A 14,196-nucleotide genomic window follows, 5' to 3' on the forward strand; every position below is an offset into this window, starting at 1 on the left:
AATATTTTTTATATAATTTAGGGGTGGTAGATGCCACTCCTTTAATTATATTTTATAATTTATTTCTGTTGTTCAAATAGAATTCACAAACTATTATTATAATAAGATGATATTACGGTGAATTATAGAGGTGAAATATATGCTAAAAATACTTGTAACTGATGATGAGGAAAAAATTAGGGCCCTCATAAAGAAGTATGCAGCTTTTGAGGGACATACTGTATTTGAAGCTGCAACTGGAATGGAAGCAGTAGAACGGTGTAAAAATGATCAGTTTGATATAATAATTATGGATGTTATGATGCCAGAACTAGATGGGTTCTCTGCACTTAGAGAAATTAGGAAAAACCAGGATACTCCTGTATTAATGTTATCTGCCCGTGGTGAGGAATATGATAAGATTCATGGATTTGAGCTTGGGGTTGATGATTATGTAGTAAAACCCTTTTCTCCAAAAGAGCTTATGTTACGCCTAGAGGCAATTATAAAGCGAACTAAGAAGACGGAGCGTATATCACATGATATTTATATGAAAGATGGATTAATTGCAGATTTCACTGCTCGAAAAATTATAATTGATGGTGAGAATATAGACATGTCCCCAAAGGAATTTGACCTAATATTTTATTTGATAAAGAATAAGAATATTGCTCTAACTCGAGAAAAGCTAATCTTAGAAGTCTGGGGATATGATTTCTGCGGTGATGGAAGAACTTTAGATACTCATATAAAGCTTCTTCGTAAGTCCCTAGGTAAGTACGCAAAGCTAATTACTACATTGCGAGGAGTAGGATATAGATTTGAAGGCTAAAAAATAATTAAAAATGCTTCTATTCGAGGTGAAAGATGAAGAGTATAAGTTTAAAGTGGAAAATATTCTCGTTTCTTATAGGTTTTTGTGCACTTTTATTACTGATTTTGTGGCTATTTCAAGTAATGTTCTTAAATGATTTTTATGAAAGTATTAAAATAAGCGAAATAAAAAATAGTGCTTCAACAATCGTTAAAAATATAAATAGTGAAAATCTAGGAGAGCTTGTTGATCAAATTGCAAGAAATAATGCTGTATGTATTGAGATAATTCTAGAAAATGGAAGAGAGGTTTATACTTCAGATAGAATTGGGGATTGTGTAATCTATAGAATGTCTATACGGGAAAAGATGAAGCTATTAATTAACACACAAAAAAATGGTGGGGAACTTCTACAATATTATAATCGAAATAATTTTCGCGAAAATAATATTTTAGGCGATCGAATGATTGGTAGGGAACCTCGTTCTTTTAGAGGAGTGCAGCAATCGATTATATATTCAAAAATTATGACGGACATAGATGGTAAAACAGTAGTTTTGCTTATAAATTCAGTTATTTCCCCCGTTGATGCAACAGTTAAAACTCTCCGAACACAACTTTACTATATAACTGGTTTTATGCTCCTTTTCTCTGTGTTCCTAGCACTTATTATTTCAAAAAAAGTAGCAACACCAATAGAAAAAATAAATGAAAGTGCTAAAGTATTGGCTATGGGTAATTATAATATCTTTTTCTCTGGAAATGGTTATAAAGAAATTAATGAACTTTCTGATACGCTAAACAATGCGGCCAAGGAATTGTCGAAGGTGGATCATCTGCGAAAAGAGCTTATAGCTAATATCTCTCATGATCTGAGAACTCCACTAACTCTTATTAGTGGATATGCAGAAGTGATGTGTGATTTACCTAATGAAATGACTAAGGAAAATGCACAAATTATTGTGGATGAAACCAAAAGGCTCACTTCCTTAGTAAATGATGTTCTAGATATCTCCAAGATAGAATCGGGTAATTATGAGATAGAAAAATCCCAGTTTAATATGACACAAAGCATAAATAAAACTATTAATAGGCTGAATGAACTAATAAAAAAAGATGGATATATAATTGAATATATTTACGATAAAGAAGTTATCATTAGAGCAGATGAGATTAAAATTTCTCAAGCAATTTACAATTTACTAATAAATGCAATAAATTATACAGGTAAGGACAAAACAATTATTGTTAAGCAAACTGTAATGAATGAAGATGTGAAAATTGAGGTTATTGATTCTGGAGAAGGTATTGAGGCAGAGCATCTTCCGTATATTTGGGACAGATATTATAAAGCAAATCAAACCCACAGAAGAGCTATTACTGGCACTGGGCTTGGACTGTCTATAGTTAAATCTGTTATAGAATTACATGAAGGGGAGTATGGGGTAACATCTACCCACGGTCAAGGCAGTATATTTTGGTTTGTTCTAAAACTTTAAAATGATAATCAATAAGGGATGTCAAAAACATCTCTTTTTTGATTATTTTAAAAAATGGGAATGAGATAACTATTTGAAATGTGTTTTTGACTATTCACTTCACAAATAAAACATTATGTCATCAGAAATCATGTGTACCCTGAGTTTATAGGTTCAAAAACTAAAAAGATAATAAAACACTTGAATTTCAGGTGTTTTTTTATTGGAAATTTTGGAAATAATTGTTGTGTACTTCGATGTACTGTGATATAATAAAAGAGGGTGATTTTATGTTTATTAGAGTGACTAAGAGTCCTACAGCTAAGTATAAAAAAGTATATCTTGTTGAAGGCTACCGTGACGAAAATGGTAAATCTAAACAAAGAATTATTAAATGCTATGGCAATCTTGAAGAATTAGAGGCTAATGATCCGGATATTCTACAAAAGCTAAAAGATTCTGCTAAATTGATAACTAAAAACCAAGTAAATCTAACATTGAACCTTAGTGATAGTAACGATGATATGGAAATTGATAAGAACTATGGCTACTTTTTTTCTTGAAAGACTCTATAATGAGCTTAGTTTACCTCAGTTTTTTAAATCACAAATGCGTAAAAGAAAGCATGTTTTTGACTTGAATGAAGTTTTTCAATTGCTTCTATATGGAAGAATTCTGAAACCTGCTAGTAAAAAATCAACATTTGAAAATAAAGATGAGTATTTCGAATCTTTTAAAGTAACTATAAATTCTATTTACGAGTCTCTCTCTCTAATGAAGGATATTAAAGAAGACCTACAACAACATCTTCATGAACAAGTTTCACAGATCCACGGTAGAGATACTTCACTTGTTTTCTTTGATGTAACTAACTATTACTTTGAATCAGACTTAGAAAATAATCTTAAAAAAGTTGGTATCTCTAAACAAAAAAGAACAACGCCAATCGTACAAATGAGTCTAGCAATTGATAGAGCAGGCCTACCTGTTGGGTATGATCTTTTTTCTGGTAATACCCATGATAGTACAATGCTTATTCCTGCCTTAAAGAATATGAAAAATAGATATGCTCTTGAGAGAGTAATTCTAACAGCAGACAAAGCTCTAAATAGTGGTAAAAACCTAGCTTTTCTTGTAGAAAACAATGATGGTTACATAGTTTCACAAAAGGTAAGAGGTGCCTCTAAGACATTTATAAAAGAAATTCTTAAAGATGAAGGCTACGTTTATAACTCTACTAAAACTTTTAAGATTAAATCTTTCTTCAGGGAAAGAAAAACTAATAACGAAAATGGTGAGGAAATTACACTCAAAGAAAAAGTTGTATCTTTCTGGGGCTGGGCCGATTATGATGCTAGAGAAAAACACAAAAGAGAAAAATTAGAAGAAAAAAATTCAAGAGTATCTTGAAAATCCTTCGAAATATAAAGCTTCTAATCGTTATGGTGTAAAAAAGTATTTAAAAGAAATAGAGATAGATACTTTTACAGGTGAAGTGGAAGATAAAAAAACGCTCTTAGAGTTTGAAGCTGCTAAGTACGAAAGAGATGTGGCCTTAGATGGGTATTATGCTCTTGTTACCAGTGAGCTTGAAATGCCTGATGAAGAAATAATTGAAAGGTATAGAGGTCTTTGGAAGATAGAAGAATCTTTTAAAGTTTTAAAGTCAGATTTAGAAGGTCGTCCTGTCTATGTTCGAAGAGAGGATAGAATAGAAGGACATTTTCTTATTTGTTTCGTAGCATTATTAATTTCGAGAATTTTAGAGAATAAACTCAAAAACAAATACTCTATTAAACGAATACAAGAGTCTCTTAGAAATGCGACGTGTAGATTTATTACCAATGGAATCTACTCACTTAATAAACAAGATGAAATTTATAGAGATATCGAAAAATTATTTGGTGTTTCTCTAAATTACAGAAATATAAGAATCGAGCAAATTCGTTCTTATAGGAAAGAAATAGTTCACAACATAAAAAAATAAAAACAAATCAGCTATGACCTAGTATTTTTAAGGTGTTTAGCTGATTTTTTGTTCTTGCAACCTATAAACTCAGGGGATGTCAAAAACATCTCTTTTTTGATTATTTTAAAAAATGGGAATGAGATAACTATTTGAAATGTGTTTTTGACTATTCACTTCACAAATAAAACATTATGTCATCAGAAATCATGTGTACAATAAGATCATTACATGGAAAGAGGTGAGAATGATTATATTAAGACATTTTTAAGATATGAAAATAAATATTTGTTAAATGAAAATCAATATAAATCAGTACTCTAACGGGATATATCTTGGAAAAGGAAATATAGTTATATAAATGGACAAATAGAAAGGTCAACAACTTCCGCGTGAAGGCTTTAATGAAATAAAACAACCTAGAATACAATAAGACATATTTAAACAAATATATATCTAAAATTTCTTTTAATTTTCATTAGTTCTTCAGACAACCTTCACACAAGCTGGATAAACTATAGTCAAGAGAGGAGTGATAAATATTTAGGCAAGAGAAAGACTTGTTTGCAAAATAAATAAAATAAGGAGGTTGATAAAAATGAATTTAAACAAAGGTTTTGTAGGATTTATGGTGGCACTTTTAATGACAACTGTAGGAGTAACTGCGGTGTTTGCAGGTTCTAGTAACAGTTCTTCAGAAAGTAGTGTCTCAAATGTCAGAAGTAGAATAGAAAAGAGGAAGCCAGCTGAGTTGACAGATGAACAGAGAGAAGCGATGGAATTACGAAGAAGCAAAATGGTTGTAGCACAAGAAAAATGGGCAACACTTACTGATGAGCAAAAGGAAGAAATATATTTGTTGAAGGATGAAATTACTAAAATAGAAGGTCGAATTATAGACAAGTATTCAGAATGGAAAGTTATAGATGGAGAAATGGCATCACAGATTAAAGAACGTTTAGAAGAAAGCAGAGTAAAGGTGCGTGAAGCTAATAGAATGCCAATGTTAGGTCGTAGAGGTGGACTAGGTAGAGGATTCAAATGTAATGAAGCTCCGCAAGAATAGTAGCCGATGCAACTAAATCTATAATTATTAATGCTCATAATAGGAATGATTAACAATGAAAGAAATAACCACTCGGAGTATGAAAAATTAAATAACCAATTGTATACCGGTTTGGACGATTAAACGTTGTCCTTACCGGTTTCTTTTACTTTTTTATAATATAAGTTATAATATGTGCAATTGTTCATATGAAATTATTGACAATGAGAAACTAATAGAATAGAATATACACAAACATATGAATAGTTATTCATATGTTTGTGTGATAAATATATGTATTAATACGGAACTAAATAAAATATAAGGGGTAGAAGAGAGATGTTATCAATAGTTAGTAAAGAACTGATTTTAGAAGGCCTAGATTGTGCAAATTGTTCTTCTAAAATAGAACATGAAGCAAATCAAATAGAAGGCGTTAGTGCTTATGTGAACTTTATGACGAAGACACTTACTCTAGAAATAGAGAATGAGCAAAATATTGATAATATTTTAGTAAAGATAACTGATATTGTCAATAAACATGAACCCCATGTTATTGTGAGGGAAAAAATGATTAACAAAGGCATAAAGAAATCCTTTTTATTAGTTGGTTTAGGATGCGCTAATTGTGCTATTAAAATGGAATCACAAATTAGAAATCTATCGGGTGTTAGGAATGCAAATGTAGATTTTGTTTCTAGTAAACTTATCATTGAAGCTAGTAGTAGATATGATTTAAAAAGAATAGTTGATGAGGCTACAGTAATAGTGAATAAAATTGAACCTGGTGTAAGAGTAGTGGATGAAGAGAAAAAAAATAGAGAGAAAAATACAATAGTCTATGTACTAAAGGGGCTTGGATGTGCTAACTGTATTTTAAAGATCGAAGCAGAAGTAATGAAATTAGAAGGGGTAGAAATAGCCTCTGGTGATTTTGTTTCAAGAAAGCTTACTATAGAGACTAATAACGTTGCTAATTTTAGAAAGTTAAATGAAGAAATAAAAAGTATTGTAGAAAGAATCGAGCCGGGTGTAAAGGTGGTATGTGAAAGTGACACTTTAGTGGAGAATACAAATTATAGTGAAATAATATCAGACCACTCAAGCAAAAATGAATTAATTAGGCTTGGCATTGGTGGTGCACTATTTGCTTTTGGATTAGCCTTAAACCTATCAGAGGTTGCAAGATTAACTGTATTTTTAATTAGCTATTTTATAGTAGGTGGAGAAATTTTATTTAGAGCAGTAAAAAATATTACAAAAGGGCAAGTGTTTGATGAAAATTTTCTAATGAGTATCGCTACAATAGGCGCATTTCTTATTGGAGAGTATCCAGAGGGTGTAGCTGTAATGCTATTTTATAAAGTTGGTGAATATTTTCAGGATTTAGCTGTTAATAGATCAAGAAAATCAATTAGCAATTTAATGGATATTCGACCTGATTTTGCGAATCTTAAGGCAGTTGACGGTATAAGAAAGGTGTCTCCAGAGGAAGTAAGTATAGGAGATATTATTATTGTAAAACCGGGTGAGAAGATTCCGTTAGATGGTATAGTTATAGAAGGAACTTCTATGCTAGATACCTCAGCCTTAACTGGTGAATCTGTGCCAAGAGAGGTTATGAAGGATGATGATGTTTTAAGTGGTTTCATTAATAAAAATGGTGTTTTAACAATAGAGGTTACAAAAGAATTTCAAGAATCAACAGTCTCAAAAATTTTGGATTTAGTTCAAAATGCGAGTAATAGAAAGGCCCCAACGGAAAATTTTATAACAAAGTTTGCCAGATACTATACTCCTGTTGTTGTTGTGGTTGCTGCAGTGCTAGGGATTTTACCACCCTTAATTCATGAAGGTGCAAAATTCTCAGATTGGGTATATAGGTCTTTAGTGTTCTTAGTGATATCATGCCCATGTGCTTTGGTAGTATCTATCCCACTAGGATTCTTTGGGGGTATCGGCGGAGCTTCTAAAAGCGGGATACTTATTAAAGGAAGCAACTATCTTGAAGCGTTAAACAATGTTGATACAGTTATATTTGATAAAACTGGTACATTAACAAAAGGTGTATTCAATGTTGTAGAGATAAAGCCACAGATTAAGTATACAAATGAAGGAATACTTGAATACGCTGCTTACGCTGAGAGTTATTCAAACCACCCAATTGCAACATCCATTTTAAAGGCATACGGGAAAGTTGTAGACAAAAACAAAATTGAAAGTTATGAGGAAGTGCCAGGACATGGTACTAAGGTTAGAATTGATGGAACGGATATACTAGTAGGTAATGCTAAATTAATGGACAGAGAAAATATTGCGTATGATAAAGTTGAATCTGTAGGTACAATAGTGTATGTTTCTACAAACAGGGAATATTGTGGTTATATTGTGATTGCAGATGAAGTTAAAGAAGACTCTGAGTCCGCAATAAGTTCACTTAAATCCATAGGAGTAAAAAAGACAGTTATGCTTACTGGTGATTCAAAAACTGTTGGTGAAAAAGTAGGTAAACAGTTGGGATTAGATGATGTATATTCAGAACTATTACCTATTGATAAAGTAGAAAAATTAGAATTACTCGAGTTACAAAAATCACCGAGAGGAAAGCTTGTTTTTGTAGGTGATGGGATAAACGATGCACCTGTGTTGGCTAGAGCAGATATAGGAATAGCTATGGGGGGGTTAGGTTCGGATGCAGCAATAGAGGCGGCAGATATAGTAATAATGACGGATGAGCCTTCGAAAATTGTTACTGCTATAAAAATAGCTAAAAGAACTAGGAAAATTGTTTGGCAAAATATTATACTTGCTATGGGTATTAAATTTATCTTCCTCGCACTTGGGGCTTTAGGTGTAGCTTCACTATGGGAAGCAGTTTTTGCTGATGTTGGCGTAGCAGTTATAGCTGTATTAAATGCAATGAGAGTAATGAATATAGAAAAGATTTAGATTTCACTGTAGTATAAAGCTTGGGATACTATAAATATAAATTTAATAGATTGTTATATACTCCTCTTGAGGTAAGATTGTGTTACCTTAGGGGAGTTTTATATTTGAACCGTAAAAGAATTTTTGAACTTTTCTCCCTATGCCATAAATTAAGATATAGTTTATAATACGGCATTACTAATCTATAATGTGGGTATAAAATTATTATTATTTTGTCTAGAAGTAGTATATTTATTAGCTACGGTAGAAGTGTGTTATTAGTCTTGTAATAGTAAATATAGGTGTATCTTAAGAGAAAATGAGAAAATCCTCTTTCTCCCTTTTACAAGGGGATAGGGGTTTTTTACATTGAAGCAAAATGGTATACAATTTGCTGAAATATAGCTTAAAGGCGTCATCTAGAGAAATTTTTTGCTGATGATATTAAGCACCGTTAGAATAATTAGAACGTCTAGGATTGCTATAATCCGTAATGTCATTATGATGGTTAAATTCACAAGCTTCTTGTTACATTAGCGCTTCATTTAGGAGAGATTAAAAGCATAAAACAAGTAAAATATAATGAAAGATTTAATCATCCTATCAAAATGAATAGATTAATATGTGAAGTTCTAAATAGAAGGCATGCTAATATGGCTGTAAGTAGAATTGAACTTGAGAAAAAAATATTCTATAAGATCAGATAAATACTGTAGATAGTGCGAAGATTGAGCCCACCTTATAAAAGAAGTTGATTGAGAAATATAAGTGTTTGTTGGGGCGTATTATATAACTTTATATTGTTAAAAAAATAATTATATTGTTAAAAAAATATTTAATATTCAGTATGATTGAAATTGTTATTGCACTATGCTAGAATTTTAATTGTAAACTGGTAAGTCCAGTAAAAGATGCTTTTTTGTAGAAAGTAGAAATATGTTTTGTAAATTCAAAGTATTTATTAATTTTTACATAATGGTTTTTTATAATATTTTTCGTATACATATACAATTGGCTGGACTATTTAAATTCGGAACGATAATTTCGCATAAGGTTTTAAATAAACGTATTAAAATTAAGATTTTTTTCGACAATTTTCTGCGTGTTTTTCATTGAAATTACTATCATAAGACACAATGAAAATAAGGTGTTGAAGTTTATATCTAATAGTAATTAGAATAGTAAGTAGACTAAATGTGAATAATATGAACACTGTCTAATTAAGTATTTTGCCATATAATCTAAAAAAAGTTTGACATCAAACTAACTGCATTTTATAATAGTTTTATATAAAACTATTTTATAGTTGAGAACTTATCAAGAGTTTCAAGTAAATTCTGAGTAAATTTTATGTTAAGTTATGAGATTATAACTTAAATGTATTTTTTAAAATATTTAGGACTTTGTGTCCAAATACTTTTAATAAAAATTATACAATTTTAAATGTAAAAGCGTAAAGGAGAGAGGAAAAGGTATGCAGATTCTGATATGTGTAAAACAGGTTCCAGATGATTCTATTGAAATTCGTCTGGATAATAAAACGAAAATGCCTAATTTAAATGGGGTAAGTATGGTAGCAAATGCATTCGATACCTATGCATTAGAAATGGCTGTTCGTTTTATGGAAGCTAATGGTGGAAATGTTAGTGTATTAAATGTTGGAGCAGAAGATTCTACAAACACATTAAAAAATTGTCTTGCTGTAGGAGCTAAAGAAGCATATTTTGTGCAAGATGATTCATTCGTGAACTTAGATGCTTTAGGAGCAGCAGATGCTTTAGCAAATGCTATTAGAAAAATCGAAAATGACAAAGGTCAAAAATTTGATTTAATTCTTTGTGGATTAGAATCAACAGATGAAATTACAGGTCAAGTAGGAGCAATGCTAGCTGAAAAGTTAGAAACAGGTTTTGTTAGTAGAGCGATAGCATTTAATGTAAAAGATGGTGATCTACAAGTTAATCAGGAAACTGAAGAAGGATATAACGTTGTTTCTGTAATATCTCCAGCTGTAGTAACAGTAAGCAAACCAGAGTACGATCCACGTTATCCTACTATTAAAACTAAGATGGCAAGCCGTAAGGCAGTAATTCCAACTTTTTCAGCAGCAGAAATTGGAGAGGTAAAACAAGCAATCGTTCGTTTAGTTGAATATGTTGAACCTCCTAAGAGAGAGGCTGGCATCAAAATTCAAGAGAAAGATGCTGTATTAGCAGTAAGTGCTGCTATAGAGCAGATGAAAAAAGATAAGGCAATCTAATTAAGGAGGATAACGAGAGTATGAAGGCATTATTATATATTGAAACAAGTGGAGATAAAGTTTTAGGCGGAAGCGTTGAGTTAATAAGTGCAGTGAAAGCAATAGATGCAGAAGGAACAGCTCTTGTAATAGGTAATAAAGTTGCTGCAGGTACAGTAGCTTCTTTCGGAATTCCAGTTATTTATACAGATTCTGTTGCTACAGACAATGATACTTTAACAGAAGTATTATTTGAAATAGTTAAAGGCGAGAATCCAGATATGCTTTTATTTGCTAATACAGCATTATCTAAAGATGTTGCACCAAGAATTGCAGCACGTATGAATTTTGGATGTGTAAGTGACGTAATTGGAATGAGCAAAAACGACGGTAAAGTAATGTATACAAGACCAGCTTATGGTGGAACAATTTTTGAACGTATTGAAGTAGAGGGTGCATCTGTAGTTACAGTTAGAGGTGGAAGCTTCTCTAAACCTGAGGCTGCTGCAAATGCAGAAATTACTGAGAAAAATGTTCAAATTCCAGCTAATGCTATTAAAGCAAAAATCGTTGATGTTGTAAAAGAGATTTCAGAATCAGTTAACTTAGAAGAAGCCCAAGTTATTGTAGCTGGTGGACGTGGAATGGGTAGTGCAGAGAATTTTGAACTTGTTAAAGAGTTAGCACGTGTACTTGGGGGTGTTGTTGGAGCAACAAGACCACCGATTGAAGACGGATGGATTTCTCGTGCACACCAAGTTGGACAATCAGGAAAAGTAGTAGCACCAAAACTTTATATTGCATGTGGTATTTCCGGAGCAACACAACATACATCAGGAATCTCTGGTTCAGATTATATTGTGGCAATTAATAAAGATGAAGATGCGCCAATTTTTGAAATTGCTAACTTAGCTATCGTTGGAGATGTAACTGAGATTCTTAAAGGTATGATTGAAGAAATGAAGAAAGTTAAAGCTGAGTAAAGTTTTTCTGATCCTTAGTAAATAAAAAATTTAGGAGGAATGATTATTATGGCAAACTATAATCAATTGACAGAAGAATTAATTTCAAAATTAAAAGAGGCAGCTCCAGGACATATCTTAACAGGTGCTGACATCAAAGAAGATTATTCTCATGATGAAATGCCTATTTACGGAACAAGAGCTCCAGAAGCGGTTCTTATGGCACATTCTACAGAAGAAATCGCTGCAGTAGTAAAAATATGTAACGAAAACTTAATACCAGTAACTCCAAGAGGATCCGGTTCAGGTCTTGTAGGTGGATGTGTTCCACTTTTAGGCGGTGTTCTAATTGATATTACAAAGATGAATAAAATTCTTTCATATGATTTAGAAAATTTCGTAGTTCGTGTTCAAGCTGGTGTTTTATTAAATGACTTAGCAGAAGATGCTTTAAAACAAGGTTTATTATACGCTCCAGATCCAGGGGAAAAATTTGCATGTCTAGCAGGAAACGTTGCTACAAATGCGGGTGGTATGAGAGCTGTAAAATATGGTACAACACGTGATTATGTAGCTGAAATGACAGTTGTTCTTCCATCAGGAGAAATTACTAACTTTGGAGCGAAAGTATCAAAAACAAGCTCAGGATATGATCTTTTAGATTTAATGATTGGTTCTGAAGGAACACTTGGAGTTATTACAGAACTTACTTTAAAACTTATCCCAGCACCAAAGCAAGTAGCTAGTTTAATTGCTCCTTTTGAAAACTTACATGATTGTATTTCTACAGTTCCTAAATTTAAAATGGCGCATATTAATGCACAGGCTTTAGAATTTATGGAGAGAGAAATTGTTCTTGCAAGTGAAAGATTCATTGGTAGAAGTGTATTCCCACAAGTAGTAGATGGAATAACTGCAAATGCTTATTTACTTGTTACTTTAGATGCAGGTAGTGAAGATGAATTAAATAATTTAATCGAGCAAGCAAGTGAAGTTTTATTAGAATCAGGAGCAATCGATGTTCTTGTAGCTGATACACCTGCGAAAATGAAAGATGCTTGGGCTGCTCGTTCTAGCTTCTTAGAGGCAATCTTAGCAGAAACAAAATTATTAGATGAGTGTGACGTTGTAGTTCCTGTTAATCAAATTGCTCCTTATCTTGAGTTTTGTGCAAAAGCTGCTGAAGAGTGTGGAGTTGAAATTAAGAGCTTTGGTCATGCTGGTGATGGAAATCTTCACATCTATCAAACAAGTAATGATTTAGAAGAAGATGAATTTAAACATAGAGTAGAGAAGTTCTTTGACATCATTTATCCAGAAGCAATTAGAGTTGGTGGAAATGTTTCAGGAGAGCATGGTGTTGGTAGTGGAAAAGTAAGCTACTTGGCAGATAGTATTGGAGAATTAAACATGAACTTAATGAGAGGTATTAAAAAAGTGTTTGACCCGAATTTAATAATGAATCCAGGTAAAGTATGTTATTCAGTAAATGAATAATACTAAGAACACAATTTAAATACAATATAGAAAAAAATTAAGAAAAAGAGAGGTATGAAACTGATATGGATTTTAGATTAAGTGAAAATCATCAACAATTACAAGAAATGTATCGTGAGTTCGCTCAAAACGAAGTAAAGCCAATTGCAAAAGAAATCGACGAAACTATGCGTTTTCCAGAAGAAAATGTAGCGAAAATGGCTGAAATGGGATTATTTGGAATTCCTTTCCCAGAAGAGTATGGTGGAGCTGGAATGGACCAATTAAGTTACGCACAATGTATCGAAGAATTATCTAAATGTTGTGCTTCACACGGTATTATTGTTTCAGTGCATACAAGTCTTTGTGCTCAACCAATCTTCAACTATGGTACAGAAGAGCAAAAACAAAAATACTTAAAAGGACTTGCTTCAGGTGAAATGTTAGGTGCTTTCGCATTAACAGAGCCTTCTGCAGGAACTGATGCAGCTATGGGAAAAACTACAGCTGTACTGGATGGAGATCATTATGTATTAAATGGAAGCAAAATCTTTATTACTAATGCAGGCCATGCAGACGTATATATTATTATTGCTTTAACTGATAAGTCAAAAGGAACTAAAGGTATGTCTGCTTTCTTAGTAGAAAAAGATACTCCTGGTTTCACTATCGGAACACATGAATTAAAAATGGGAATCCGTGCTTCAGCTACTTCTGAGTTAGTATTCGATAACTGTAGAATACCTAAAGAAAATCTTTTAGGTCAAGAAGGTAAAGGATTTGCTATCGCAATGTCAACACTTGATGGAGGTCGTATAGGGGTTGCAGCACAAGCGGTTGGTATCGCTCAAGGAGCAATCGACGAAACAGTAAAATATACTACTGAGCGTGTTCAATTTGGTCGTCCTATATCAGCATTCCAAAATACTCAATTTGAATTAGCTAAAATGCGTGCAAACACAGAAGCTGCAAGATTATTAGTATACCAAGCTGCACGTGCTATGGATAATGGTGAGAGATTCTCTCATCTAGCTGCTATGGCTAAATTAGTTGCTTCTGGAAATGCTAGTGATGTAACTAGACGTTGTTTACAATTATTCGGTGGATATGGATTTACAAGTGATTATCCAATCGAAAGAATGATGCGTGATGCAAAAATCACAGAAATCTATGAAGGTACTTCTGAAGTTCAAATGATGGTAATCTCTGGATGGATGGGTGTTAAGTAGTATTTGATTAAAATAACAAAGGTGTTCAGGAAAATATTCTGAACATCTTTTTTTTGTCTTGAGAATATAAATAATTTATG

11 protein-coding genes are annotated in these 14,196 nt (G+C 32.4%); all 11 read left to right on the forward strand.

All coding sequences use genetic code 11. From position 1 onward, the window contains the following. Nucleotides 1-139: 139 nt before the first annotated feature. The 11 genes from HZR23_RS08825 (at nt 140) to HZR23_RS08875 (ending at nt 14,116) form a co-directional block, all read left to right on the forward strand. Nucleotides 140-811 carry a response regulator transcription factor gene (locus tag HZR23_RS08825; protein WP_132849095.1) on the forward strand — a complete coding sequence of 224 codons (672 nt, stop codon included), beginning with the start codon at nt 140-142 and terminating at the stop codon, nt 809-811. Nucleotides 812-936: 125 nt separating this feature from the next. Next, a complete protein-coding gene (locus HZR23_RS08830; RefSeq protein ID WP_249536660.1) occupies nt 937-2,292 on the forward strand; it encodes a sensor histidine kinase in 1,356 nt (451 codons plus the stop codon). A 236-nt stretch (nt 2,293-2,528) separates the two neighbouring features. After that, nucleotides 2,529-2,834 carry a hypothetical protein gene (locus HZR23_RS08835; RefSeq protein WP_213050192.1) on the forward strand — a complete coding sequence of 102 codons (306 nt, stop codon included), beginning with the start codon at nt 2,529-2,531 and terminating at the stop codon, nt 2,832-2,834. Beyond that, complete coding sequence (locus tag HZR23_RS08840) at nt 2,815-3,681, forward strand: IS1634 family transposase (protein WP_213050195.1); 867 nt, start codon at nt 2,815-2,817, stop codon at nt 3,679-3,681. The genes HZR23_RS08835 and HZR23_RS08840 overlap by 20 nt, the downstream gene beginning before the upstream one ends. Beyond that, on the forward strand, nt 3,665-4,258 hold the full coding sequence (locus tag HZR23_RS08845) for an IS1634 family transposase (RefSeq protein ID WP_283669811.1): 594 nt from the start codon (nt 3,665-3,667) through the stop codon (nt 4,256-4,258). Before HZR23_RS08840 ends, HZR23_RS08845 begins: the two co-directional genes overlap by 17 nt. 577 nt (nt 4,259-4,835) lie before the next feature. Beyond that, entirely contained in the window at nt 4,836-5,303 is a 468-nt protein-coding gene (locus HZR23_RS08850) for a DUF2680 domain-containing protein (protein ID WP_132849610.1), read from the forward strand. A 318-nt stretch (nt 5,304-5,621) separates the two neighbouring features. Continuing rightward, on the forward strand, nt 5,622-8,231 hold the full coding sequence (locus HZR23_RS08855) for a heavy metal translocating P-type ATPase (RefSeq protein ID WP_132849611.1): 2,610 nt from the start codon (nt 5,622-5,624) through the stop codon (nt 8,229-8,231). Nucleotides 8,232-9,684: 1,453 nt separating this feature from the next. Next, the gene (locus HZR23_RS08860; RefSeq protein ID WP_132849612.1) at nt 9,685-10,470 is read left to right on the forward strand and encodes an electron transfer flavoprotein subunit beta/FixA family protein; all 786 of its coding nucleotides are present in this window, start codon (nt 9,685-9,687) and stop codon (nt 10,468-10,470) included. 20 nt (nt 10,471-10,490) lie between these two features. Then, on the forward strand, nt 10,491-11,432 hold the full coding sequence (locus HZR23_RS08865; RefSeq protein WP_132849613.1) for an electron transfer flavoprotein subunit alpha/FixB family protein: 942 nt from the start codon (nt 10,491-10,493) through the stop codon (nt 11,430-11,432). Nucleotides 11,433-11,480: 48 nt separating this feature from the next. Then, on the forward strand, nt 11,481-12,908 hold the full coding sequence (locus tag HZR23_RS08870; protein ID WP_132849614.1) for an FAD-binding oxidoreductase: 1,428 nt from the start codon (nt 11,481-11,483) through the stop codon (nt 12,906-12,908). 65 nt (nt 12,909-12,973) lie between these two features. Beyond that, nucleotides 12,974-14,116: an acyl-CoA dehydrogenase gene (locus HZR23_RS08875; RefSeq protein ID WP_132849615.1), complete on the forward strand. Its 1,143-nt coding sequence runs from the start codon at nt 12,974-12,976 to the stop codon at nt 14,114-14,116. The last annotated feature ends 80 nt before the right edge of the window (nt 14,117-14,196 follow it).

This window comes from Serpentinicella alkaliphila (assembly GCF_018141405.1).
GTDB classification, from domain to species: Bacteria; Bacillota; Clostridia; order Peptostreptococcales; family Natronincolaceae; genus Serpentinicella; species Serpentinicella alkaliphila.

What these genes read in the sequence shown, in the direction of transcription:
- HZR23_RS08825 (WP_132849095.1), top strand. Translation starts at nt 140, where the DNA reads ATGCTAAAAATACTTGTAACTGATGATGAGGAAAAAATTAGGGCCCTC.
- HZR23_RS08830 (WP_249536660.1), top strand. Translation starts at nt 937, where the DNA reads ATGTTCTTAAATGATTTTTATGAAAGTATTAAAATAAGCGAAATAAAA.
- HZR23_RS08835 (WP_213050192.1), top strand. Translation starts at nt 2,529, where the DNA reads ATGTACTGTGATATAATAAAAGAGGGTGATTTTATGTTTATTAGAGTG.
- HZR23_RS08840 (WP_213050195.1), top strand. Translation starts at nt 2,815, where the DNA reads ATGGCTACTTTTTTTCTTGAAAGACTCTATAATGAGCTTAGTTTACCT.
- HZR23_RS08850 (WP_132849610.1), top strand. Translation starts at nt 4,836, where the DNA reads ATGAATTTAAACAAAGGTTTTGTAGGATTTATGGTGGCACTTTTAATG.
- HZR23_RS08855 (WP_132849611.1), top strand. Translation starts at nt 5,622, where the DNA reads ATGTTATCAATAGTTAGTAAAGAACTGATTTTAGAAGGCCTAGATTGT.
- HZR23_RS08860 (WP_132849612.1), top strand. Translation starts at nt 9,685, where the DNA reads ATGCAGATTCTGATATGTGTAAAACAGGTTCCAGATGATTCTATTGAA.
- HZR23_RS08865 (WP_132849613.1), top strand. Translation starts at nt 10,491, where the DNA reads ATGAAGGCATTATTATATATTGAAACAAGTGGAGATAAAGTTTTAGGC.
- HZR23_RS08870 (WP_132849614.1), top strand. Translation starts at nt 11,481, where the DNA reads ATGGCAAACTATAATCAATTGACAGAAGAATTAATTTCAAAATTAAAA.
- HZR23_RS08875 (WP_132849615.1), top strand. Translation starts at nt 12,974, where the DNA reads ATGGATTTTAGATTAAGTGAAAATCATCAACAATTACAAGAAATGTAT.